This window comes from Vibrio sp. Of7-15, from assembly GCF_022347565.1.
Lineage (GTDB): Bacteria > Pseudomonadota > Gammaproteobacteria > Enterobacterales > Vibrionaceae > NORP241.
On record NZ_JAKRGH010000024.1, the window covers coordinates 14,513 to 40,030 of the forward strand.

A 25,518-nucleotide genomic window follows, 5' to 3' on the forward strand; every position below is an offset into this window, starting at 1 on the left:
TCATTTGAAGGAATGGTCATGCACTTAAAAGTTCCACCGCCAATCATATTACTGCTTGCTATGATCGGTATGTATTTTCTCTCAGTTTATTGGCCTTTGAGGTATTTTTCCTTTCAAGGACAACTTTGGCTAGCGCTCATATTATGCTGCTTAGGAACACTACTGCCTGTTGCGGGTTTTGTTTCATTTCAGAAAGCCCGCACCACCGTCAACCCACACCAACCAGAATCTTCTTCGCATTTGGTCACTTCAGGTGTTTATCGCCTCTCTAGGAACCCAATGTATTTAGGGTTTTCTTTAATTTTGCTTGCTGCTTTTGTTTACTTTGGCAGCTTGTCTTCCTTGCTCATGTTTCCTGCCTTTATTGCTTATATCAACTACTTTCAGATCAAGCCAGAAGAAGCTATTTTAGAGGGACTGTTTGCCGAGGAATACCTACAATATTGCCAACAAGTTCGGCGCTGGTGTTAGCTTTCTAAGCAATCAGGCACAAAAAAAGCACTCAATTTACGCTGAGTGCTTCCATAAAATGCTGAAACTTAGCTGTCTGCTTTAGATTGCAGCTGCTGCCATAGATCATCAACAATAATTCGATCAGCAGGGGAAAGCTCGGCTTTCGCATCATCCAGACTTTTTACAATACGCTTTTTTAGCTCATCTAAATCAGAGATTTCTTCTGCTTCGCAGTCTGCCGCAGATAGGGAGATATGGCCACGTAAGTAGCCACCAGCAAACAACTCATCGTCAGATGCGGTTTCAACTTGTTGGTCGATAAGTTCAAGTAATGTTTCTTCGTATTGTGCAATCATCTAAGGCTGGCCTTCATTGAGCTAATTATGCCGATAATCCTAACGACAGAAGATAAATTTGCAACGTCTTTCTCTTCCGAGCCTCAACTAACAACGAATTGCTCCGGCGTAAGATCGGGGGTTTGATAGAAATCACGCAAAGCGTCCGACAGCATTTTCACGCGAAGAGGTAAACCTGCGTCTAAAATCGTCATCACTTCTGCGTGCACTTTTTTCATAAATAACAAACGGTCTGGCTCAAAGTCACCATTTAAATTGTCGCAGCTCACCGTAAAAGGAAAACCCGCACTCACTGATAAAATCCACTCATACGCTTGTGGACGGATCTCAACTTTTTCGAACTCCGCTTGTACTTGCTCTGTACGACCATCAGGCTCATACCAATAACCAAAATCTTCTAAAAGACGCCTTTGAGGGCCTGCTACACACCAATGCGCAATTTCGTGTAATGCCGAAGCATAAAAACCACGTGCAAAAATAATACGGTGGTACGCATACTGCTCGTCCGCAGGAAGGTAAATAGGCTCATCACCACCTAGCTCAAGTTTGGTATTAAAATCTTGAAAAAACGTATGATTAAAGGTGCTGATTAGGTCTTGGTAGTTATGGCTCATTACAAATGTCGTTCAGTTCAAACATAAAACAAACCGATATTTTACGCCCGATAAAAGCAGATGTCTTTGATTTACTCCCTATACGCAGATACCTAGTGAATTAATTTTACTAATCCGAACGGGACAACGTTACTTTTTCTAGTTTGTCATACAATTTACTTTCACTTACAATAACCTCTGTTTTATAAACCTGACCTCTGTAGATTTTCATATCCATGTTACTAAGCATTTTATACATCATTGGCATCACGGCAGAAGCCATGACTGGCGCATTGTCCGCTGGTAAAAAACAAATGGATTGGTTTGGCGTTATGCTCGTAGCCAGCGCAACCGCAATTGGTGGTGGCACGGTACGAGATATTTTATTAGGGCATTACCCATTAGGCTGGGTAGAAAACCCACACTTTTTAATGATCACCTGTATTGCTGGTGTGATTACGACATGGATTGGTCCATGGGTTGCGCGTAATCATCGTTTCTTTGTCTGGCTTGATTCTTTAGGCCTTATTGTTTTTAGTATTATTGGCTGTAAAGTCGCCCTTGATATGGGGCTTCACCCTTTGATCTGCCTCGTGTCTGCTATTGTGACAGGTGTGTTTGGTGGGTTATTACGAGATCTGATGTGTCGCCAAACCCCAATGGTGCTACATAAAGAGTTATATGCATCGATATCACTGTTTTCAGCAGCGCTGTATTTAGGTCTTTTGCATTTCAATGTTGATGAACTGATAGCAACTGTTGCCACATTAGTGGTTGGCTTTAGCCTTCGCATGGCCGCAGTCAAATTCGGGTGGAGCTTACCAACCTTCCACTTTGAAGCAGATCCATCAGAAACAGTTTCAGAACACAAATAACATTAGCTTAGGTAATTTACGTCATCCAACTTGAATTACCCTGAACTCAAGCTAAAGAGTTTACAAGTAAAAGAGCTTAGCGGCACTCAGCCGATATTTCCCCCTAGGTAGAGAAGCTGGGTGTCCCTCTCCCATCATCATGAAATTGGGCACATCAATATTCACAATCCTGCAAACAAAAACGGCACTGATATCAGCGCCGTTTATTCATAATAAAACCACCAAATAATTAAACGATAAAGGTCGCAACCTTACCGTTAAGGTCATTAGCTTGACCATTTAGATCTCGTGACTGCGATAAACTATGATCAGCATCTAGCGCCAGTTCATCCGTTACATCTTTAATCGCTGTGATCGTTTGGGTAATTTCACCTGTCACTTGAGTCTGTTCTTCCGCTGCTGTCGCAATCTGTGTGGCCATGTCACTGATTAACGCTACTGACTGATTAATTTCTTCCAGAGCAGAAGCCGCTTGATCCGCATCAGACACCGTTTCATGAGCCAGAGCCGAGCTGGTTCCCATTAAATCCACGGCTTTCCCCGTCGTTTTTTGTAAGGTATCAATCATGGATTTAATTTCTTCTGTCGACGTTTGGGTACGCTGAGATAACACACGTACTTCATCGGCAACCACAGCAAATCCACGCCCTTGCTCACCCGCACGCGCAGCTTCAATAGCAGCATTCAACGCCAGTAAATTGGTTTGCTCTGCAATGCCTTGGATGGTAGCCAAAATAGTATTAATTTCTTGGGCGTGTTGGTTAAGATCTCCAATCACATTAGAGGCTTGATTCACTTCTTCAGCTAGGTTGTTAATAGAGCTCTTCGTATTCAGCACCAACTGACGCCCATTATCAGTACTGCCTGACGAGTCTTGCGCAGCTTTTGCGGTTTGCTCGGCATGAGAAGCAATTTCTTGCGTGGCAGAAGCCATTTCGGTCACAGCGGTAGCAACCATTGTGATTTCTTGCTGCTGCTGATGTAATTCGCCAACCGCCTTATTAGAACGTTTCTCGCCTTCGACAGCGGTGGCTGTTAACCCTTCAGACTGCTGGCGAACGTGACCTATGAGCTGCTGTAAACTACCAACGAACTGATTAAAACTAGTCGCTAAGTTGCCGACTTCGTCTTTGGTATCAATATCAATTCGCTGCGTCAGATCACCACTCCCTTGTGCAATCAACTCAAGCGCATCTGACACTCGCTGCAAAGGTTTAAATAGATACGCACACAATAAGTTGAATAAGAAAGTACATATAATAACCACAAAAATAGTCGCAATAACTTGACTCCACATCGCTTTATATAAAGGCGCTAATAGTGAACCATAGTCAATCACAATCACTGTTTTTAAGCGGGTATTAGGTATGGCCTCTGCATACACAATAAGATCTTGACCATTGACATTAAAGTGCTCATTTTTCCCCATTTGAACCACACGCTGAATGTCATTATTATTTAGACCCAGTGTCGTAATGTCTTTATTGAGTAACTTTGTGTCCGCATGAGTAAAAATGGTGCCCTGCTCAGTGGCAATGAACATATAACCTTCACCTGGTAAAATCACTTTCTGAAGGTTGTTCACAATATCGTTGATCTCTACATCCGCTCCCAGTACAACTTGTTGATTTTGCAACTGGAGCGCTTTACCAAGAGATACCACATTTGCACCAGTAGCAGCGGCGACGGTCGGGTTGTCCATGAACACTTTTGAAGGGTTTGCCTTCGCATTAATGTACCAGCCCCACTTTCTCGGATCGTCATTTCCCGGAGGTAACACAACGCCATTGGCATTTTTCTGGGAACCATCAGGAAACGCAAGAAACACATTATCAAACTGACCTGAGTGTCGTGCTTGCTTTAAATGACGTTCAATGTCTTCCAAAGCAGCATCACTAGGTAATGCCGTTAAAGCACTGCCTTTAGACTCTAACCAATCACTTACGTATTGATTATAAGACGCCGCTGAGCTTTCAAGCCTCTGCTCAACTTCGATATCAAGACGTTGAAGTGACGACCAAAATGAAAGAAATTCAACCAGAATGCCCCCCAGGATGATTGCCACACTGGCCGACAACGCCAGCTTATTTTTCAATGTTAGATTTGCAAACATGAAATACCCTACTTTATCGTTCTACAGCAAAAAAGAAGTCATTGGCATTTTCTATGTCCTACTGGAATTAGAAACACCAAGCGACCAAAAAACAAACAGCTCTTATTGTTAATATGGCACTGTTTAGTAACATCATAATTATTTATAAGTCATAAAAAAGCGAGGTCTTCTACAGCCTCGCTTTCTTTATCTTGGGATAATGTCAATTTTTTAGATTTTTGGTGTTTCTGTCACAACCCCAAAGTTTTGACCTCGATGACGAAGTAAATGATCCATTAGCACAATGGCCAACATCGCTTCAGCAATAGGTACGGCACGAATGCCCACACATGGATCGTGTCTACCTTTAGTGATCAACTCTGTTTTTTCGCCATCACGTGTAATGGTTTCACCCGGAACCGTAATACTGGATGTTGGCTTTAATGCAATATTAGCCACAATGTCCTGACCAGATGAAATGCCACCTAAAATACCACCAGCATGATTACTGCCAAAACCTTCTGGTGTCAGTGGATCACGATGCTCACTGCCACGCTGGTTCACTACGTCAAAGCCGTCTCCGATTTCCACCCCTTTCACGGCATTAATGCTCATCAAGGCATGGGCAATATCGGCATCCAAGCGGTCGAATACAGGCTCCCCTAAACCAACTGGAACCCCTTGGGCAACAACAGTCAGTTTGGCACCTATAGAATCGCCTTCTTTTTTAAGCTTACGAATCAGTTCATCAAGCGCATCCACTTTATCGACATCAGGGCAGAAAAAAGCGTTATTCTCAATTTCATCCCAGTCGACGTTATCAATCGAGACATCACCCATTTGTGATAAATACGCACGAACTTCGATACCAAACTCTTGCAATAAGTACTTTTTAGCAACAGCTCCAGCAGCAACACGCATTGCCGTTTCACGAGCGGAAGAGCGGCCACCACCACGATAATCACGTTGACCGTATTTTTGATGATAAGTGTAATCAGCGTGACCTGGGCGGAATTTATCTTTGATGTCGGAGTAGTCTTTAGAACGTTGATCGGTATTTTCAATCAACATACCAATGGAAGTGCCCGTCGTTTTCCCTTCAAAAACACCGGATAAAATTTTCACTTCATCAGGTTCACGGCGCTGCGTGGTGTACTTAGATGTACCCGGACGACGACGATCTAAATCTTTTTGTAAATCAGCTTCTGTTAGCTCTAAGCCAGGAGGACAACCATCCACAATACAGCCAAGCGCTATCCCATGACTTTCACCAAACGTGGTAACTCGAAAATGTTGTCCTATTGTGTTGCCTGCCATTGCTTCCCCTATGTTGCTTCTTTTTGAGTTTAACCGCTCAAAAAGAGCTATCCTTCCTATTTTTCATAATCCCATACTCGCTTTATACGCCCTTGCTGTAAAGTCCCGATTAAAAAAATACAATCGATAAGTTTATTTTTATGGCTAAGGCATTCTTCTCTATCGTTTTTTATTCAAGGCACTTTTACGTGAATATACTTCCAATAAAGAAAAAGCCCGATATCACTATCAGGCTTCTTACTTACTTCAAAAATTACAAAGACCTAATCTTTATAAATAGCAAACTCTTCTTGGCAAGCTACTAATTGATCACGAGTTAGCATGAATACACCATGCCCACCGTGCTCAAATTCGATCCAAGTAAATGGAACATTTGGGTATTGCTCCATCATATGAACCATTGAGTTACCAACTTCACAAATCAAAATACCATTGTCAGACAGGTAGTCTGGTGCATTAGACAAAATACGACGCACTAATTTCAAGCCATCAGAGCCAGCAGCTAGGCCTAACTCAGGCTCGTGCTGGAACTCTTCAGGTAAGCTGTCCATGTCTTCTTGATCCACGTACGGTGGGTTTGACACAATCAGATCGTATTTATCTTTTGGTAGATCACGGAATAAATCTGAACGGATAGGGAACACCTGTTGCTCCATACCGTGATCCTGAATGTTCTGCTCTGCTACTTCTAGCGCATCGGTAGAAATATCAATCGCGTCAACTTCTGCTTCAGGGAAAGCGTGCGCACATGCGATAGCAATACAACCACTACCGGTACACAAATCCATAATGCGTGTTGGCTCTTCAACCAACCATGGTGAGAATTGCGCTTCAATCAGCTCCCCAATTGGTGAACGAGGCACAAGTACACGCTCATCAACAAAAAACTCTAAGCCACAGAACCACGCTTTATTTGTTAAATAAGCGGTTGGAGTACGCTCGTTGATTCGACGAACAACTCGTTCTACAATGCGTAAACGTTCGCTGCTTGTTAAGCGGGAACCACGAACATCCGCAGGAATGTCGATAGGTAGGTACAAACTTGGTAGCACAAGTTGAACCGCTTCATCCCATGCATTGTCAGTACCATGGCCGTAAAACAGACCAGCTGCATTAAAGCGGCTTACTGTCCAGCGCAACATATCTTGTAAGGTATGTAGCTCTGCTACAGCCTCATCGACAAAAATCTTATCCAAAATAGCCTCCGATTAGCGCTACAATACTGCAAGTTGTAGTTGGAAGTATGTTATGAGCAAAAAAGACCCAATTAATGATGACGATCTTATGCTGTTTCGAGATGCAGTAAAAGGCATAAAAAAGTTGCAACAGGATACCATAATCCAGCAACCTCGTAAGAGCAATAAAAAACAAGACGAAAGAAAAACCACCCACAGCGCCAAAGATAACGAGTTTTATTTTTCAGATGAGTTTGTGCCTCATTTAAATGAAGAAGGCCCAACTCGTTATGCTCGTAGTGATGTTTCTAAGTATGAAGTAAAACGCCTTCGCCGCGGAGTGTATGTTCCCGATGTCTATTTAGATATGCATGGCATGACACAACAAGAAGCTAAAAGAGAGCTTGGGGCAATGATCGCATATTGCTTAAAAGAGCACGTAAACTGTGCCAGCGTCATGCACGGAATAGGAAAAAATATTCTTAAGCAAAAAGTGCCTTTATGGTTAGCGCAGCACCCTGATGTGATGGCTTTTCACCAAGCTCCTTTGGAATTTGGTGGTAATGGCGCTTTACTTGTTTTACTCCATATCCCTGAAAAGTAATATGTCCTTTTGTAATAAATAATGGCGGTACTTCTGACCGCCATTATCCCTTCATACATCGCAGCTGCTCACTTTATGTTCACAAGTTCGCCGGACTACGATGCCAAAGCAATCTGCCTTGCTCTAAATCTGTCTCAAATTCGATACAATTGATACCAGAAGTGAAAAACATGGGTGCTGTTAACCCAGGAACCAATTCGGCTGTTAAATAACCAACTAAGGGTAAGTGGGACACAACCAGAACAGACTTTAATGACTTAGTCGAAATTAATGCTTTCAGGTATTCCGCAACATCATCTGAATGGCCATAGGGGGTAATTTCTTCACATGTTTCAACATGAGCATTTATAGGCAATGTTTTCTCAATTGCCTGCCACGTTTGCTGAGCACGTAAGTAAGGGCTAACTAAAACATAATCAATGTCATTCGTCAGCTGTGAAGAAAGCCACTCTGCCATGGCAATAGTTTGTTGCTCACCTTTAGTGGTTAACGCACGTTCAGCATCACTTGGAGCAAAATTTTCTGCCTCACCGTGACGCATAATAAACACTTGCATAAATAAGCTCATACTCAATATCAAGCCCATAATAGTAACAAGCTAATCAAAAATTGGTAAAGCTTATGTTTGCCAGTATGCGGCATCAGCGTCATAATTAATGTCTAATTGACTGAAAATCGGAGTACTTACGTGCACGTCAGCCCAAACGATCATAAAAAATATCGCTACGTCACTTTAGCTAATGGTTTACGTGTACTCCTCGTTCACGACCATACTGCACCACGAGCCGCAGCGGCATTGTCGGTGAATGTTGGTCACTTTGACGATCCTACTGATAGACAAGGCATGGCGCATTTTTTAGAGCACATGCTATTTTTAGGCACAGATAAATACCCTAAAGTGGGCGAATTTCAGTCATTCATCAGTCAGCATGGCGGCAACAATAACGCCTGGACAGGTACTGAACATACCACCTTTTTCTTTGAAATTAACCCCGATGTGTTTGAAGAAGGCTTAGACCGTTTTGGCCAATTCTTCCATGCCCCTTTATTTAATGAAGACGCACTAGAAAAAGAACGCCAAGCCGTAGATTCCGAATATCGCCTAAAACTGAAAGACGATGTTCGTCGCTTATATCAGGTTCACAAAGAAACCATTAACCCTAAGCACCCTTTTACCAAATTCTCAGTCGGCAGTTTTGATACCCTAGAAGATAGAGACGATACCTCTATCCGCGATGAGCTCATCCATTTTTACCAAACGCACTACTCTGCGGATTTAATGACGCTAGTTCTGCTTGGCCCTAAATCACTCGACGAGCTCAGCCAGTATGCCGAGCAATTTTTTGGCTTAGTAGAAAACCGTCAGTTGGCTGCTAAATCTATCGACACGCCATTGGTGACAAAAAAACAAATGGCGCAATGGATAACAGTGGAGCCAATAAAAGAAGTTCGAAAGCTGACACTCTCGTTCTCTTTGCCTTGTGTTGATCATTTATACCCAACCAAACCACTTTCTTATATTGCACATTTATTAGGGTATGAAGGTCCTGGCAGTTTAATGATGTACCTAAAAGATCAAGGTTACATCAACACTCTTGCTGCTGGCGGTGGTATCAACGGCAGTAACTTCCGTGAATTTACGGTCAGTTATAACCTAACGGAAGAAGGCATTGATAATGTTGAATATATTGTTGAAAAAACCTTCCAATATATTCATCTAATCAAAGAGTCAGGGTTAGATGAGTGGCGCTATGATGAGAAAAAAGCCGTTCTCGAATCCGCTTTTCAGTTCCAAGAAAAAACCAAGCCCCTAGATGCCGTCAGCTATCTAGTCATGAACTTACATCATTACCAAGCTAACGACGTCATTTATGGTGACTACATGATGAATGGCTATGATGAGCCAATGCTGCGTGAGTTACTCGATTACCTAACACCAGAAAAAATGCGCTTAACGCTCATCGCCCAAGGTTTGGAATACGATCGTATTGCTCAATGGTACGATACCCCCTACTCATCAACCCCCTTTACTAAAGCACAATTAAAACGCTGGAACACTCAACAACCAGACCCGAACCTGTTGCTACCAGAGCCAAACCCATACATCTGCTATGATCTCGATCCTCAGCCGCTCGAAGGGGAAGCACAAGAGCCACGCATTCTCCAAGATCTGCCTGGATTTAGGTTATGGCATAAACAAGAACATGATTTCCGAGTACCAAAAGGCTTAGTGTACATTGCTATAGATAGCCCTCATGCAGTATCGACGCCTCGAAAAATTGTAAAAACTCGTTTATGTGTTGAAATGCTTTTGGATGCCCTCAGCCAAGAAACTTATCAAGCTGAAATTGCAGGCATGAACTATAACCTGTATGCCCATCAAGGTGGGGTTACCCTCCAGCTATCGGGTTTTAGCCAAAAACAGCCACTACTGCTTGAGCTGATCATTAAGCGCTTTGCTACCCGTGAATTTAATGCAAAGCGTTTTGAAGTGATTAAAGCACAGCTCTTGCGTAATTGGCGTAATGCCTCTCAGGACAGGCCAATTTCACAGCTTTTTAATGCTTTAACGGGTATTTTACAGCCTAATAACCCCCCTTACCCAGCCCTTATCGAAGCATTGGAAAGCATTGAAGTGGATGAGCTACCTGCGTTTGTAGAAGCTATGTTTGCTGAACTGCATGTCGATATGTTTGTGTATGGTGATTGGTTAGAAAAAGATGCGGTTATGCTAGCTGAAACTCTCAAAGATGCCTTACGAGTTCAAAACCAACAGTATGAAGAAGCTTTGCGTCCGTTGGTCATGCTCGGCGAGTCAGGCACCTTCCAGCGAGAATTATTCTGTAATCACGCTGACTCCGCCATCTTGCTGTACTACCAGTCACCAACTTTTGATCCTCGCAGCATTGCTATTTACACATTAGCAAACCACTTAATGTCGGCAACTTTCTTCCATGAAATTCGTACTAAACAACAACTAGGTTATATGGTTGGTACGGGCAATTTGCCGTTAAATCGCCACCCTGGTCTTATTTTGTATGTGCAATCTCCAATGGCATCCCCTGCTTTTCTACTGGATGCTATTGATGAATTCGTAAATGCGTTTTCTTTGGTTCTTCTTGAACTCAATGAATACCAATGGCAAAGCAGTAAAACAGGCTTGATTAACCAATTCTCGGAACCTGACACCAACCTTAGAGCCAGAGGCCAACGCTTATGGGTCAGTATTGGTAATAAAGATGAAGAATTTAATCAGCGCACTAAAGTCATAGAAGAGCTTAAAAACTTAAGCAGAGCAGAAATGATCCGTTTTATTGTTAATGTATTAAAACCACGGACGGCCAATCGCTTAGTGATGCACTGCCAAGGACATGCTCATGCCGAACTTGATAGGCTAGATGTAGGGCTAGAGATAGGCTCCATCGACGAGTTCCAGCTACGGCCAAAAGATGAAGAGCTTGGCTAAGCAATATAAATTAAAAACCATTTCCATCGCTCAAACAAAAACAAAAACAAAAGGGTTAGTAAAATACTAACCCTTTTTTGTTCAATTAAAATACGCTTCTAGTCATAAAAACGCTGGTTTTCTGCCGCCATCGCGACCAACTTATCGCATGGCTTAAATCGTTCGCCGTACTTATTCACGGCATCGTTCATCATCTCAACTAACTTCGCAGCGCCGATCTGATCCATATAACGGAATGGTCCGCCAAGGAAAGGAGGGAAACCGATACCAAAAATAGCGCCAATATCACCATCACGTGGCGAACGGATCACCCCATCCGCAAGACATTGCGCAGCTTCATTCAGCATTGGAAGAACGCATCGCAATGCAATGTCATTCCCTGCTGCGGATTCTTTCGGAGATAAGTTCAATAGCGTGTAAACCGACTTGTCGACTTTTTTCTTCTTCCCATCATATAAATAGAAACCTTTACCACTCTTACGACCTTTACGGTTATCGTTCAGGAGCACATCAAAAACATCAGGCCCTTTAAAGCGATCACCAAGCTCACTCACTAGAATAGGCATGATCTTCGCGCCAATGTCTACGCCAACTTCATCGAGTAAAGTTATCGGCCCAACCGGAAAACCAAAATCCAATAACGCAGTATCAATATGATCAATCGGCTCACCAGACAATAAAACGTGAGCAGATTCATTCATATAAGGCGCAAGAATACGGTTTACAAAAAAGCCTGCCGTATCTGCCACAACGATCGGAGTTTTGCCTTGCTTTTTCGCTAAAGCAACCACTGTAGAAACTGTTTCGTCAGACGTACCAGCATGTGGTATCACCTCCACCAGCGGCATCTTTTCAACAGGACTAAAGTAATGAAGACCGACAATATTTTCAGGGCGCTCTGCCCCTTCTGCGATTTGATGAATAGGCAATGATGATGTGTTAGTAGCAAAGATCGTAGCTTGGTTTGCGTTCGTTTCAATGTCTTTAACCATCTGTTGCTTTAAAGACAAATCTTCAAATACGGCTTCAACAACAACATCCGTTTGAGCAAAGCTGGTGAAATCAGTGCCACCCGTGATCAAGTTCATTTTCTTTTGCAATTCAGCTCTGGAAATAATGCGGCGACGGCGTTGTTTATTAAATAAGTTGTAGTTGTAACTTAACGCATTTAAAACACCATCATTAGAGACATCTTTAATACGCACAGGTACTTTCGCTTTACCAACAGAAACGTGACCAATGCCCGCTCCCATTAGCCCACCACCCAGTACACCAACACGCTTTACCACTTTAGGCTCTGCATCACTACCATGCTCTTTTTTCATGGCGGTAGTAGCAAAGAAAATACTGCGTAGAGAAGCCGACTCTGACGTTTGAACTAACTCCCCAAAGCGTTTGGCTTCAAGCTCTAGGCCTTTTTTCAGGCCGTTCTCTAGACCATATTTAATGACCTCAAGAATGGCTTCGGTTGCTGGGTAGTTACCGCGAGTTTTCTCACGTGTTTTTTTAGCTGCTTGATCAAAAACAACAGAACGGCCCAACGAATTACCACCCATTGCCCACTCTTTCCATTCACGCTTACGCTTTGGCTTTTTACCCGTCGCAAGATCTTGAGCAACTTGCAATAAAATTGATTCTGGTACACAAGCATCCACAACACCCAGCTTTTTCGCTTTTTTCGCTCGTAGCTGCTTACCCGTTAACATCATGTCTAATGCTGTTGCGACACCGACTAAACGCGGTAAACGCTGAGTACCACCAGAGCCCGGCAGTAAGCCCAACTGCACTTCCGGTAATCCAAGGCGAGTAATATCGGCATCACTACACACGCGGTAATGACACGCCAATGCCAACTCTAATCCGCCTCCCAAACATGGGCCATGAATCGCGGCAACCACATTAAACGGCAACGCTTCAATTTGAGCGAACAACTCTTGCCCTTGTTTGGCTAATGCCTGTGCTTCTTCTTTTGTACTACACGCATCTAACATGCGTACATCAGCACCAGCAACAAAGTTATCTGGCTTACCAGAATGAATTACTAGCCCTTTAATGTCGTTTTGTTGCTGTTTGATCTCTTCAAGAACCGCACTGACCTGCTCTGCAAATACGGATTGAAGGGTGTTCATTTTCTCGCCAGGAACGTCAATTTTTAGCCAAGCAACGTTGTTTTCATCGCGCGTCAGAGTAAATGCTGATGTATTTGATGTGTTATTCATTATTCTGCCTCCAAAATCATTGCAGCACCTAAACCACCTGCCGCACAGGCAGTATTTAACGCAAGTCCACCACCACGACGCTTAAGTTCACGTAACGTTTGCGTGATCATACGAGCCCCTGTAGCAGCAAAAGGATGCCCATAAGCTAACGAGCCCCCTAATACATTAAATTTATTCATGTCGATTTCGCCGATGGCTTCGCTACGGCCAAGTTTTTGTTGTGCAAACTCTTTTGATGCAAACATTTTTACGTTCGCTAACGTTTGAGCGGCAAACGCTTCATGCATTTCAATCAACGTAAGATCAGCAAGCGTTATACCCGCACGATCTAAAGCAATCGGCGTCGCATACGATGGCCCCATCAACATATCTTCATGAACATCAATGGCCGAAAATGCATAAGAGCGTATGTAACCAAGTACATCTAAGCCAAGCTCTTTGGCTTTACCTTCCCGCATTAGTAAAACCGCCGCGGCACCATCTGTCAGTGGTGTGCTGGTTGCAGCCGTCACTGAGCCATACTTGCGATCAAACGCTGGACGCAGTTTCGCATAGCTTTCAACCGTTGAATCTTCACGAATATTATTATCTTTGCTGATATAACCTTTAAACGGTTCTGAGAACGCCGTCATGACTTCATCATCAATTAAGCCGTCTGCCCATGCTTTAGATGCATAAGAATGAGAACGATGCGCTAACTCATCTTGAGCCTGTCGGGTAATACCATGACTTTTAGCCATTTGTTCCGCAGTTTGCCCCATGCTTAGCCCAGTCGAATACTCAGCAACAGCAGGAGGAACAGGAGCCAAATCTTTCAGCGAAAGCTGGCTTAATAGCTTCAAACGCTTACTCATCGTTTTGGCTTTACTCAACGCAAGTAAGGTGGCAGCCATTTTTTTAGAGACACCAATAGGTAGAACAGAAGAAGAATCTGCGCCACCAGCAATACCAACATCAATAGTGCCTGACATAATGCTTTCAGCAACGTTAGCAGCGGCTTGAAAACTGGTGGCACAAGCACGAGTCACACTGTAAGCATCTGTACCAACGTCCATTCCAGTACCAAGAACGATTTCACGTGCAATATTTGGCGCTTCTGGCATCTGAACAACTTGCCCAAATACAACTTGGTCAATTATTTTTGGATCTAAATCTAGTTTTAGTAGCATTTCATTTACTACCATTTTGCCCATATCAAGAGCAGACACTCCGTTAAAAGCCGTCGCTTGACGTGCAAAGGGAGTTCGTAATCCAGTTACCACGGCGATGCGCTCACCCGAACGGGTTGTTAAATTTTGCAGCGTAGTCATCGCTTCTCCTTATCATTCTATTAATTCATTAAGAGGTCAGACCTGATCAATTGTAACGAGAATGTTGCTTTTTTCAAACAATTGTTTGAGAGCTTGCTCAAATAGTTTGATATTCATAAAGCGGCAAGAATGTTAGCAATCCGTTACCATTGGAAAGAAAGACAAATAATTCAAAGAAAATAGCGACTTCAGATTGATGTTTGATAGCTTGGCCGATTACTATTGGCGCACGTATTAACGTTGTAAATATGATGTCAACAGAATTGCATATTTATAAAGGCTGATATACTAAAGAAAGCTTGGGGGGAAGCATTCACTCACAGATTGGTTATGCTTTTTGCAAGCAATAAAGCAAGCAAAAAAAAACCACACTACAAAATAGCGTGGTCAGAATCTACATATAAAGCAATTAACATAAAGCCAATTGTAAAAAATCAGTGTTACCTGATTGGAGAAAGTAAAGTCAGCCTTCAAAAGGAAGTGTCATCTGCTCAACGTGCCAGGCTACAAGAGCCCGACGGGATGACGGAAACTAATATAACCTTATTGCAAAGCCAATTTTTGAAGTAGATCAAGTTTAGTGCTGAATTTGGCTTTTCATGACGAATAATCGCTTTGCTTTACGAAATAAGGACAAAAAAATGGGTGTGACCAATTTATTTCGAAAGAAAGATCGCTCTGCCTCGGTCAATAATGATATGGATAAGCAAAGGCGATACGAAGCTCTGGTACGAGCTTGGCATCGAGACTTATACCGTTACGCTTATTGGCTGTGTAAAGATCAGCATATTGCTGAAGATCTTGTACAAGAAACTTGCCTTAGAGCGTGGCGCTCTCTCGACAGTTTACAAGATGAAAAGGCAGCTAAATCATGGCTGATAACTATTCTGCGTCGCGAAAATGCACGTAGATTCGAACGAAAACAGCTCGAATTAGTTGATATAGAAGACCATCCTGTGGAAGATAGCTCGTATACGGGGAACGAGCAATCTATGGAGCAGCAATGGCTTCATAAACAAATCATGTCTTTAGCAGCTGAATATCGAGAGCCATTAGTACTACAAGTCATCGCTGGTTTTAATGGCGATGAGATTGCGAGTATTTTAGGTTTGAACCGTAACACGGTAATGACACGTTTATTTAGAGCTCGTAATCAACTCAAAGATCAAATGGAACAGAAGCATTCACAGAGAGGTCAACAAAATGGACGATCTTGAATTTCGTCGACGTCTTCTGGCCGACCCTAACGATAAGAGTACGGATATTCTTAACGCGCTTGAAGGAAGCAGCCAGAACCGTCAGTTCGTTGATGAGTTGCAGCAATTAGATAACCAAATTGAACAAGCACTCAGAATTGATGTGCCAGACGACTTAGCTGACCGCATACTATTTAATCAAGTAAGTGACCAGCCACAGCCTGTTAAAGCACCACGTAAACATTTGGCTATCGCAGCTTCGGTGGCCTTCTTCTGTGGGCTTTTACTCGGTCAAACCAACTGGCAAGAACAAATTCTGCCAACGGCACAAGCAAGCATGTCAGACACAGCATTGACACATGTGTATGACGAAGCCCCATTTGTTAATCTTGTGGATGAGGCTGTCTCTCTTGCGCAGGTCAATGCGAAATTAGCACCTTTTGGTAAAGAGTTTAGCCGTGATTTACCTGGTCATATTTACTATGTAAACCACTGTGCATTTGGCAACATGAATGCCCTGCATGTAGTTATGCAAGGTGAGAAAGGCAAAATCACCATCTTTGTCGTACCAGAGAAAAGTCAAAACGAATATGACTTTAATGATGCACAGATGAAAGGCACTGTTATTCCACTGCAAAAAGCCAGCATGATTGTTGTTGGTGAACAGCAAGAAGATATAAAGCCTGTTGTTGATAGCCTGATGGATAACCTAAACCTTCAAGCCTAGCTTCTTTGCTTTAACCTACCTATATAAAGCGCTTTAGCCTTCGGTTAAGGCGCTTTCTCTATACACAATTCACCGCACTTATCAAAGCAAGAGCACACATACATACACTTATAACTATTTTGTTACAACTTAATGCTAGTTCATGCATTTTAGACGATTTTAGGCAATGGTCGGATTTCTCATTATTAGAACAACCACTACAATCGCGCAGCTTTGACAAAAATGTCAGCGATATAAATAAACCAAATATAAAATTGGAAATAATAATGATGAACAAGAAGCGTCTGTTTCAAAAAACTGTTTTAGCGGCAGCTATTACTTTAACCACTCAACAAGCAGTGGCCGCTGGTTTTCAGCTAAATGCCCAATCTGCAACTGGCCTAGGCCGTGCTTTTGCTGGTGATGCTGTGATTGCAGATAATGCTTCTGTGATGGCGCGTAACCCTGCTGCAATGGCTCTATTCGATGAAATGTCGATGTCACTTGGTTTTGTAATGATCGACTCTCAGATCGAAGTGAAAGATGCGAAATATAGCCAAACTAACAACTTACCCTCGGCACATCCTTTATCCATAGATTACAGCTCCCAATCCAACTACGATAATGCTGGTGACACTTCTTTTGTTCCAAATATCCACCTAATAGTTCCTATTAATGAGAAACTAGCATGGGGGGTCAACTTATACTCTAACTTCGGCACAAAAACCGAATTTGATAATTCATTTGTAGCATCTGAATACGGTGGCTTAACTGACGTTAAAAGCATGAATTTAGGTGCTAGTCTTTCGTACCGCCTAAATGAACAATGGAGTATCGGCGGGGGATTAGACCTTGTATACGGTAAAGGTAAGCTTGAAAGAGATATAACTATACAGGCACCAGCTGTAGCTGGAGGACCAGCTGAAAGTACAGCATTGAAAGCAGATGCTGATGGCTTTGCTCTTGGCTTTAATCTCGGCACTGTTTATGAGCTAAATGAAAGAAATAGATTTGGTTTATCATATCGCCATAGCCCAAGACTGGAAGCTGAAGGTGACGTTTCATATGCAGGAACCGAATATAAAGGTGATACTCTTTATATGCCACTACCAGATATGGCTGAGTTTTCTGGCTATCACCGAATTGAAAATTCTAAGCTTGCAGTTCATTACTCTGTTCAATGGATTGGCTGGTCTGCATTCGACAAACTTGAGAGTGAAAAAACTCAAGCTGGTGGTTCATTAAATGATTATAAATGGCAAAATGGTATGCACTACTCAATTGGTAGTACTTACTACTTAAATAAAGACTGGGAACTTCGCGCCGGTTACATGTATGACACCAGTGCTCAAGATCAAGTAACCTCAGTTTCAGTACCAGACTCTGATCGTCAATGGTTCTCAGCAGGCTTTAGTTACCACTTGGATAGTAAATCAACCATTGATTTTGGTGCAACTTATCTATTAGGAGAAGATGTAAACGTAAAAGAAACATCTTCTGTTCCAACTGGCACTGCTTTAGGTACTGTTGAGACCCAGTTTACAGGTACAACACGTGCCAACGCGGTATTATTAGGCCTACAGTACAGCCGTAGCTTCTAAGTAATCGCCTAGAATAAATATGCTTAAAGGGTTGGCTTCGGTCAGCCCTTTTTCATACCTCGTATTCTTACCGTTGACCTATATTCACTCATTTTGAGCGTACACATGCTCTCTGAACTCCCTGATTAACACTACAAGTGTTCGCTGAAACCAACTGTTAACCCCATGTTAAATGTATAAAAGTTAGATTATTTGACTCCCGATTAACCAGATATTTATTTTTCTCACTAAATAATCTATTTTTACCGATTAAAAATTGAAGTTATTACTCTAATTATTATCATAAACGCATTAGATTCCCTAAAACTCAGCGAACACCATAATAATGTTTAAGCGTAAAACAAAACTTTCCCAAGCAGTCACTCTTAGCTTATTAAGCCTATCTGTTAGCTCAACAGTCAACGCAGCAGGCTTCCAACTGGCAGAATATTCAGCAACTGGCCTTGGCCGTGCGTACGCAGGCGAAGCCGCAATAGCAGACAACGCAGGTTCACAATGGCGCAACCCTGCTATGATGACCTACCTAAAAGGCACACAGGTATCCGTAGGCGCGATTTATGTTGATCCAAATGTAGATGTCGATGGAACGGTTACCTATACCGACTACAGCACAGGTACACCTAATCAAACAAAATCAGCTTCGTCTTCTGATTTTGCAAATAGCGCCGTGATCCCTAATATTTACCTAAGCCACCAATTAAATGACAACATTGTGCTTGGTTTAGCGGCTGGCACTAACTACGGTATGGAAACCGACCTAGGTAAAGATTTTTCTGCATCACACTTTGGTAACGAAGCCAGTGTTATCACTAAAGAAATCAATGCCAATATTGCGTATAAACTCAATGATGCATTCAGCCTTGGTGGCGGACTTCGCTACGTAATTGGGGAAGGTAGCTTTGGGGCAACAACCCCTAGCCACTTACCATCGACTCCAACACACATTGGAGGAGGTAACTTCCTTCCAGCCGCAGGCACTACCCTGAAATACATGGAAGGTGACGACACTTCTTATGGCTGGCAAGTAGGTGCTGCATGGCAAGTCAATGATGATCATCGTATTGGCTTTGCTTATAAATCAGAAGTACTACTTGAGCTTGAAGGTCATGCTGAAGGAGCTGGTTTTGGACTTGCCACTGGCGCTCAAAAAAACGGTAAGATGGACTTAACCCTACCTGCAACAGCGGAATTGGCAAGCTACCACCAATTAACAGAAAAGCTAGCCATACACGCAAGCTTCAACTGGACAGATTGGAGCAGCTTCGAAAAACTGGAAGCTGAATTTGCAGATGGCCCTTCAATGGTAAAAGTTGAAAACTGGGAAGACAACTACCGTCTAGCACTGGGTACAACTTACCAGCTAGACAATAAATTAGTTGTTCGTGGTGGTATTGCTTACGATACTTCAGCGGTAAATGACAAAAACCGTACAATTACAATCCCAGAAACTGACCGTCTATGGTTCAGTGCGGGTGCTGGCTACCAGTGGTCAGAGCAACTAACTCTTGATGCTGGTGTTACTTACATAGCAGCTAAAGATGCTGACATTAAAGAGTCTCGTGGTTATGCATCTGATGATGAAGCGCAAGCAGTTGGCGGACAATTTGTTGGAACAACAACAGGTCATATCTGGCTAGTTGGTGTTCAAGCGAGCTACACTTTCTAAGTCTAGGTAGACTTAAATAATAAAGGGGATGCTATCAATACATCCCCTTTCTCTTTATTACAAAGCCAATTTGTCAACTTAATCGCTATTCATCAATCTCATCTAAGAAATCATCAAGCATGGCTTCTTCTTCTGGGTCTTCTTCTTGCACAACACCAGCTTTAAAGTCTTGTCGCTGAATATAAGCATCACGCGTTAACGCATAAGGATCTGGAGAAGCTTCTAACAATGGCTCTTGAGAAACTAAAGCAGCACGCGATTCCATGCCTTCTAGCGCCCATTTACCAAGACCTTGCCAAAAATTTAAATATGTCAGAGGAACATACAAGCCATCAACAGTATCCGTTAAATTACGTACGGTGGTTGGGCCATAGCCTGGAACCATTAAATAAGGTCCATGCCCCACTCCATGACTTCCTAATGCATCACCAAAAGCAACATTGTCTTTTTTGGTAATTTCTGCTGCAGTTGCAATATCAATCACACCACCTAAACCGAAGAAAGTATTGATCCAGAAACGATTAAAATGCAAAACAGCGTCTTTACCATTTCCCATTAAAATACTGTTAACCATACTTGATGGTTCATCTAGGTTAGCTAAGAAGTTACTGATCATCTCTCTCGCTGGATCAGGTACATAATTAACATAACCAAGAGAAACTGGACGTACAAGGTATGGGTCTAGTATCTCGTAGTTAAAATCCCACATGACACGGTTAAAGCCTTCAAGTGGATCATTCTCATGTGAAATCTCTACACTTTCGGCTTTATTGTCAGATGCTTGTGCTTGCCCCTCATCTTGTGGAGTTTGAGCACAACCGACCATCCCTATTGCTAATACAAGCACTACCCATAACTGTTTTTTCACAATCAACTACCAAGCAACGTTTATTTTATTATAAATATAAAATAGGCCGGATAGCCCGGCCTATTTTGACTTGTGTTCAATTATACCTAATTAGTATTGATTATCGATCACTAACGTTACTGGTTCACCAATTGAAACAACGCTACTTTCACCATACCAATCACCAGTTTTAGTCGATACATTACCATCGGTATCAATACGAGCTCGTACCATTAGTGTCTCTAAACTAGACAGAGCACGCTCAGGGATCATGCTGTTTGTATCATCTAGGCTGATTGTTAATGGGAATGACTCTAGCGGCAAACGAACCGCCGCTACTGGCATTGGTGCTCCATTAGCAGGGTGCACAGACACAATCACAACACCTTGTTCTGGCAACTGAACATTACTACCAAGATTCACCGTCACTGGTACTGACAGTTCAGACGCATCAGGTGCATTAATACGCGATAAAGCACGCTCAATACTACGCTCTAGCATTTCAGCTCTTGGATCTTCAGGGCCAATCAAATCACGCATTAAAGACCAAGCTTCTGCTGCCACTTGATATTCGTTTCGTTCAAACGCATCAAACGCCAGTAAAGACAAAGCACGAATGTTAGTGCGATCTTTAGCAATAATGCGGCGTAACATTTGACGAGCTTGCTCAGCTTCAGCATCTTCACCTGTTAGCATTAAGGCTTGAGCATAACCGAGTTGAATATCAGGGTTGTGTGGTTCTAATTTATAGGCTTTTTTCATTGCCCCCGCAGACGTTTCAATATCGCGATTTGCCATACCGATACGGCCTAATAGTAACCACCCCATGGCATCATCAGGGTTGTTATGCAATTTAGTACGCAGAGCCAAAGTTAGATCTAACATTTCATCATCTGTTAGCTCAGCCCCTTGTGGAACCATTAACTTTTTAGATAATGCAGGTAAGTTACCCGACACTTCATGCCAGGCTTGAATTTTATCGATATTGCCGAACTTAAAATAAAAGCTATAAGTAATAGCCAGAAAGATAATCACAGCTGGTGCAATCATCATTTTGGCATTGAGACCATTTGATACACTGGCTTGGCTCTTTTCAGGAATATCATCAAGTAATGACTGCTTTAACTCAGTAATTAACTCAGCTTGATCATTCACTAAACCTTCTGAAGTTTCCTCTTCCAGTTCAGATAAACGGTCTTTATAAAACGCTTTATTTAGCTCATCACGACGAGTCGCATCGCTATCTTGATCTCGAACTTTCCATAATGGCAGAACAATAACCACGATCCCTAGCACTGTCAGTACTAGAGTTGACATCCAAAACAAGGTCATTTGTTCACCTTCCCATCTTCTTTTTCTTCATCTAATAGGGCTTTTAAACGCGCTTCATGCTCTGCATCCCAATCCTCTTGGTCTTTTAGCTGTGCTTTACTTTTACGGCTTCTTAAGAAAATAAAAGTAAAACCAAATACAACCACAGACAAAGGGCCAAGCCATAAAATAAGCGTCGCAGGCGTCATAGGAGGATCATAAGTAACAAAGTTTCCGTAACGTGCGATCATATAATCAATGATCTCACCTTCCGACTTACCTTCTTTTGTCATCTCATAGACTTTCTGACGCAAGTCTTGTGCAAGTTCAGCATTTGAATCAGCAATCGTATTATTCTGACATTTCGGGCAACGGATTGTATTGCCCAACTCTTTAAACTGCTGCTCCTGCTCTGGTGTATCAAACTCATACACATCAATTGCAGCGTACGCTGGCAAAATAACTAAGAAAGCACTCAAAAGTAAAGTGGCTAATCGTTTCATGATTTAGCCTCCTCATTCAGCTTGTCAAAAATCGGCTTCAGAGTTTCATTCCAATTACGATCATTCACATCTCCTACATGGCGGTAGCGAATAACGCCGTTAGCATCAATAAGGAAAGTTTCTGGTGCACCGTATACGCCTAAATCTAGGCCTAACATACCATCACCATCAAACAAGCTGATCAAATATGGATTACCTAAATCATTTAGCCAACCCACCGCTTTTAATCGCTCATCTTTATAGTTCAAACCGATAATCTTAACGCCCTGGCTTGCCAAGTTATTTAGATACTGATGCTCGGCATAACATGTTGGACACCACGTTGCCCAAACATTAAGAAGAAGTGGTTCGCCTTTAAAGATATCTTGATCATAAAGCTTACCGGCTTCCGTTAAGTCCTCTAAACGAAACTCAGGGACAGGCTTACCTAATAGCACCGACTCCAATTTAGTCGGATCATCGCCATCTGAGTTTCGACTCAATTGAGTACCAAACACCGCAACTAAAGCGATAAAAAGAATTAATGGTGCGAAAAGAATACTCTTATTCATCACTTATGCCTCTTTTACTGTCTTCGTTGCATCAATAGCGCCTTTTTTTGCACTTTTTCGGAAACGGTAACGCTTATCCGAAATGGCGAGAGCACCACCAATTGCCATGAACAAAGAGCCAGCCCAGATCCAACGCACGAACGGTTTGTAATAAATACGTACAGCCCATGACTTGTTATCATCTAAACGTTCACCCATCGCAATATACAAGTCACGAGTTAGACCACGATCAATAGCCGCCTCTGTCATCATAGAACGAGCTGTTGTATAGAAGCGTTTTTCAGCATGTAAGGTGTTTACGTATTTACCATTCTCAGTGATTTTAAAATCAGCAATATAACCGTCGTAGTTAGGGCCGTCTTTATCACGTACACCTGCAAAGTAGAATTGATAACCTTCAATAACAATCGCTTCACCTGGTGCCAAGCGAACGTCTTTTTCGATGCTGTAGTTTTGCACCATCGCGATACCAATGACAGTAACAGCCATACCAACATGTGCAAACATCATTGCCCAGTGGCTACGGCCTAAGTTTTTCACACCTGTCGAAAAATCATGGCGATGTGTTGCACGCTCGTATAATTCAAAACCATGTAGAGAAATAATCCATAGCGCCATCATCCAGCCAAGCATTGCCATGAATTGGAATTCGTTTGAGAAAATCCATACGAAAAATGCACTTAGTGGCACAGTAATAGCACCAGAGATCATCATTTGCTTACTGATACTTGAAAGCTTGTCACGCTTCCAGCGAATCAGAGGGCCAATACCTAACAAGAAGGCAAATGGGATCATCAACCAAGTAAATAAAGTATTAAAGAATGGTGCACCAATAGAAACCGAGCCCAACCCAATTTGTTTATGTACCAGTGGCAGCAAAGTACCAACTAACACAACAACTAAGGCAGCAACTAGCAAAACGTTATTTGCTAATAGGATATTTTCACGTGAAAAGAGGCTGAAATTACCGCGCACACGTACTGCAGAACTCTTCAATGCAAACAGCAACAAAGAGCCGCCAATAACAAATACGAGGAAGCCTAAAATAAACATACCGCGTGATGGATCTGAGGCAAAAGCATGCACAGAAACCAAAATGCCAGAACGTACAAGGAACGTACCTAATAAACTAAGCGAGAATGCAGAAATCGCCAGTAATACTGTCCATGCTTTAAAAGTACCGCGTTTTTCTGTTACCGCCAATGAGTGCATCAGTGCAGTACCAGCTAGCCAAGGCATGAATGATGCGTTTTCTACTGGATCCCAAAACCACCAGCCACCCCAGCCAAGTTCATAGTAAGCCCACCACGAACCTAGAGCGATACCAACCGTTAAGAAAACCCAAGCGGCGATTGTCCAAGGACGAGACCAACGAGCCCAAGCAGTATCAAGACGACCTGTCATTAGAGAGGCAATAGCAAATGAAAACGCTACTGAGAACCCCACGTAACCCATGTACAGCATTGGTGGGTGAATAATCAAGCCTGGGTCTTGTAGTAACGGGTTTAAATCTCGGCCATCAATCGGGAAGAAAGGCAGAGTTCTTAAAAATGGGTTAGAAGTTACGATAATAAACAGTAAGAAGCCAACCGTGATTAACCCCATTATCGCTAATACACGAGCAACCGACTCTTGTGGCATCCCACGACTAAAGGTTGCTACGGCTACAGTCCAAGCAGCTTGAATTAACACCCAGAGTAACAGAGAACCTTCATGTGCTCCCCATACAGCGGTTAAGCGGTAATACCAAGGTAGTTGGCTATTAGAGTTGCTCGCAACATACTGAAGCGTGAAGTCATTAACATAAAATGACCACATAAGAATCAAAAATGAAAGCAACAGCATGATAAACATACCCCATGATAACGGACGTGCCGTCTGCATCATGGCAACATTGCCTTTGCTTGCTCCATAAAGAGGGAAAAAGCTCAGTAAAACAGCTAACCCCAATGAAGCAATTAGTGCAAAGTGACCAAATTCAGCGATCATTGGTAGCTCCCTTGTTTCTGTGCTTCAGTATACTCAAGAGGCTTATGCACTTTTTCCATTGCTTCTGCAATTTCTGGCGGCATATATTCTTCATCATGCTTTGCCAATACTTCATGTGCTTCTACCGTTGTACTATTGACAAGAATACCTTGTGCAACAATACCTTGGCCTTCACGGAATAAATCAGGAAGAATACCATCGTAAGTAACCGTCACTTTAGGGCCAACATCAGCAACATCAAAGCTCACCTTCAATGAGTCATTATCACGCTTTACAGAACCAGCAACGACCATACCACCAATACGCAAACGCTGGCCGACTTCAGGCTTAGTTCCATCATCTTTACCATTGACCAATTCCGTTGGCGTATAAAATAAATCCATATTTTGATTTAACGCATACAGCATTAAGCCGATAGTTGCGCCAAGGCCTATCAGCAACGCTAGGATTAAGCCTAAGCGCTTCTTACGTCTTGGATTCATAAAGTATTCTCCAGATTTTTTGCTTCTTTAATTCTTTGCTCACGTGCTATTTTGCGTTTCACTTCATCCATAAGCTTGCGGCGCTTAAGCAAACTCGAAAACAGAATCCATAACATCGAAACGGTTGTCGCACCAAAAGCGCCCCACACATAGCTGGCGTAACCGCCCATGGCAAAAAAGTCACTCAGTGATTCAAAATGCATGTT

General features: G+C 42.6%; 23 protein-coding genes. 8 read left to right on the plus strand and 15 right to left on the minus strand.

Going from position 1 to position 25,518, the window contains the following annotated elements:
- The first annotated feature begins 18 nt into the window (after positions 1-18).
- The gene (locus MHO82_RS19740) at positions 19-471 is read left to right on the plus strand and encodes an isoprenylcysteine carboxylmethyltransferase family protein (protein WP_239186720.1); all 453 of its coding nucleotides are present in this window, start codon (positions 19-21) and stop codon (positions 469-471) included.
- 68 nt (positions 472-539) lie between these two features.
- Here MHO82_RS19740 and MHO82_RS19745 read toward each other — a convergent pair whose 3' ends face one another.
- Complete coding sequence (locus MHO82_RS19745; protein ID WP_239186723.1) at positions 540-809, minus strand: YfcL family protein; 270 nt, start codon at positions 807-809, stop codon at positions 540-542.
- A gap of 83 nt (positions 810-892) precedes the next feature.
- Entirely contained in the window at positions 893-1,423 is a 531-nt protein-coding gene (locus tag MHO82_RS19750) for an elongation factor P hydroxylase (protein ID WP_239186726.1), read from the minus strand.
- A 215-nt stretch (positions 1,424-1,638) separates the two neighbouring features.
- Between MHO82_RS19750 and MHO82_RS19755 the strand changes: the two genes are divergently transcribed.
- Positions 1,639-2,277 carry a trimeric intracellular cation channel family protein gene (locus MHO82_RS19755; protein WP_239186729.1) on the plus strand — a complete coding sequence of 213 codons (639 nt, stop codon included), beginning with the start codon at positions 1,639-1,641 and terminating at the stop codon, positions 2,275-2,277.
- Positions 2,278-2,506: 229 nt separating this feature from the next.
- On the opposite strand, the gene MHO82_RS19760 is transcribed toward MHO82_RS19755, so the two are convergent.
- The 3 genes from MHO82_RS19760 to prmB all read right to left on the minus strand — a co-directional run bounded on the left by MHO82_RS19760 (position 2,507) and on the right by prmB (position 6,882).
- On the minus strand, positions 2,507-4,390 hold the full coding sequence (locus tag MHO82_RS19760) for a methyl-accepting chemotaxis protein (protein WP_239186732.1): 1,884 nt from the start codon (positions 4,388-4,390) through the stop codon (positions 2,507-2,509).
- A 210-nt stretch (positions 4,391-4,600) separates the two neighbouring features.
- Complete coding sequence (gene aroC, locus MHO82_RS19765; protein WP_239186735.1) at positions 4,601-5,686, minus strand: chorismate synthase; 1,086 nt, start codon at positions 5,684-5,686, stop codon at positions 4,601-4,603.
- A gap of 263 nt (positions 5,687-5,949) precedes the next feature.
- Complete coding sequence (gene prmB, locus MHO82_RS19770; protein WP_239186738.1) at positions 5,950-6,882, minus strand: 50S ribosomal protein L3 N(5)-glutamine methyltransferase; 933 nt, start codon at positions 6,880-6,882, stop codon at positions 5,950-5,952.
- A 52-nt stretch (positions 6,883-6,934) separates the two neighbouring features.
- Between prmB and smrB the strand changes: the two genes are divergently transcribed.
- A complete protein-coding gene (smrB, locus tag MHO82_RS19775) occupies positions 6,935-7,465 on the plus strand; it encodes an endonuclease SmrB (RefSeq protein ID WP_239186741.1) in 531 nt (176 codons plus the stop codon).
- A 79-nt stretch (positions 7,466-7,544) separates the two neighbouring features.
- Here the strand turns inward: smrB and sixA are convergent, their stop codons facing one another.
- The gene (gene sixA / locus MHO82_RS19780) at positions 7,545-8,021 is read right to left on the minus strand and encodes a phosphohistidine phosphatase SixA (protein ID WP_239186744.1); all 477 of its coding nucleotides are present in this window, start codon (positions 8,019-8,021) and stop codon (positions 7,545-7,547) included.
- 132 nt (positions 8,022-8,153) lie between these two features.
- On the opposite strand from sixA, the gene MHO82_RS19785 reads away from it, so the two are divergent.
- Positions 8,154-10,931 carry an insulinase family protein gene (locus MHO82_RS19785; protein WP_239186747.1) on the plus strand — a complete coding sequence of 926 codons (2,778 nt, stop codon included), beginning with the start codon at positions 8,154-8,156 and terminating at the stop codon, positions 10,929-10,931.
- A gap of 98 nt (positions 10,932-11,029) precedes the next feature.
- Here the strand turns inward: MHO82_RS19785 and fadJ are convergent, their stop codons facing one another.
- Both fadJ and fadI read right to left on the minus strand, forming a co-directional pair.
- On the minus strand, positions 11,030-13,150 hold the full coding sequence (gene fadJ, locus MHO82_RS19790; protein WP_239186750.1) for a fatty acid oxidation complex subunit alpha FadJ: 2,121 nt from the start codon (positions 13,148-13,150) through the stop codon (positions 11,030-11,032).
- Complete coding sequence (gene fadI / locus MHO82_RS19795; RefSeq protein ID WP_239186753.1) at positions 13,150-14,460, minus strand: acetyl-CoA C-acyltransferase FadI; 1,311 nt, start codon at positions 14,458-14,460, stop codon at positions 13,150-13,152. Before fadI ends, fadJ begins: the two co-directional genes overlap by 1 nt.
- Before the next feature lie 641 nt (positions 14,461-15,101).
- Here fadI and MHO82_RS19800 point away from each other — a divergent pair.
- The 4 genes from MHO82_RS19800 (at position 15,102) to MHO82_RS19815 (ending at position 19,629) form a co-directional block, all read left to right on the plus strand.
- Complete coding sequence (locus tag MHO82_RS19800; protein WP_239186756.1) at positions 15,102-15,677, plus strand: sigma-70 family RNA polymerase sigma factor; 576 nt, start codon at positions 15,102-15,104, stop codon at positions 15,675-15,677.
- The gene (locus tag MHO82_RS19805; RefSeq protein ID WP_239186759.1) at positions 15,664-16,383 is read left to right on the plus strand and encodes a DUF3379 domain-containing protein; all 720 of its coding nucleotides are present in this window, start codon (positions 15,664-15,666) and stop codon (positions 16,381-16,383) included. Before MHO82_RS19800 ends, MHO82_RS19805 begins: the two co-directional genes overlap by 14 nt.
- 269 nt (positions 16,384-16,652) lie before the next feature.
- Positions 16,653-17,963 carry an outer membrane protein transport protein gene (locus MHO82_RS19810; protein ID WP_239186900.1) on the plus strand — a complete coding sequence of 437 codons (1,311 nt, stop codon included), beginning with the start codon at positions 16,653-16,655 and terminating at the stop codon, positions 17,961-17,963.
- Between the two features lie 325 nt (positions 17,964-18,288).
- Positions 18,289-19,629: an outer membrane protein transport protein gene (locus MHO82_RS19815; RefSeq protein WP_239186762.1), complete on the plus strand. Its 1,341-nt coding sequence runs from the start codon at positions 18,289-18,291 to the stop codon at positions 19,627-19,629.
- Positions 19,630-19,714: 85 nt separating this feature from the next.
- On the opposite strand, the gene MHO82_RS19820 is transcribed toward MHO82_RS19815, so the two are convergent.
- From MHO82_RS19820 to ccmD, 7 genes are all read right to left on the minus strand, one after another.
- Positions 19,715-20,455: an MlaA family lipoprotein gene (locus tag MHO82_RS19820; protein ID WP_239186902.1), complete on the minus strand. Its 741-nt coding sequence runs from the start codon at positions 20,453-20,455 to the stop codon at positions 19,715-19,717.
- Between the two features lie 132 nt (positions 20,456-20,587).
- Positions 20,588-21,808: a c-type cytochrome biogenesis protein CcmI gene (ccmI, locus tag MHO82_RS19825; protein WP_239186765.1), complete on the minus strand. Its 1,221-nt coding sequence runs from the start codon at positions 21,806-21,808 to the stop codon at positions 20,588-20,590.
- Positions 21,805-22,290, minus strand: coding sequence for a cytochrome c-type biogenesis protein (locus MHO82_RS19830; RefSeq protein ID WP_239186768.1), 486 nt, complete (start codon positions 22,288-22,290; stop codon positions 21,805-21,807). The genes ccmI and MHO82_RS19830 overlap by 4 nt, the downstream gene beginning before the upstream one ends.
- Positions 22,287-22,841 (minus strand): DsbE family thiol:disulfide interchange protein, encoded by a 555-nt coding sequence (locus MHO82_RS19835; RefSeq protein ID WP_239186771.1) that lies wholly within the window; start codon positions 22,839-22,841, stop codon positions 22,287-22,289. Before MHO82_RS19835 ends, MHO82_RS19830 begins: the two co-directional genes overlap by 4 nt.
- Positions 22,842-22,844: 3 nt before the next feature.
- Positions 22,845-24,830, minus strand: coding sequence for a heme lyase CcmF/NrfE family subunit (locus MHO82_RS19840; RefSeq protein ID WP_239186774.1), 1,986 nt, complete (start codon positions 24,828-24,830; stop codon positions 22,845-22,847).
- On the minus strand, positions 24,827-25,312 hold the full coding sequence (gene ccmE, locus MHO82_RS19845) for a cytochrome c maturation protein CcmE (RefSeq protein ID WP_239186777.1): 486 nt from the start codon (positions 25,310-25,312) through the stop codon (positions 24,827-24,829). Before ccmE ends, MHO82_RS19840 begins: the two co-directional genes overlap by 4 nt.
- Positions 25,309-25,515 (minus strand): heme exporter protein CcmD, encoded by a 207-nt coding sequence (gene ccmD, locus MHO82_RS19850; RefSeq protein WP_239186780.1) that lies wholly within the window; start codon positions 25,513-25,515, stop codon positions 25,309-25,311. The genes ccmE and ccmD overlap by 4 nt, the downstream gene beginning before the upstream one ends.
- Between the last annotated feature and the right edge of the window lie 3 nt (positions 25,516-25,518).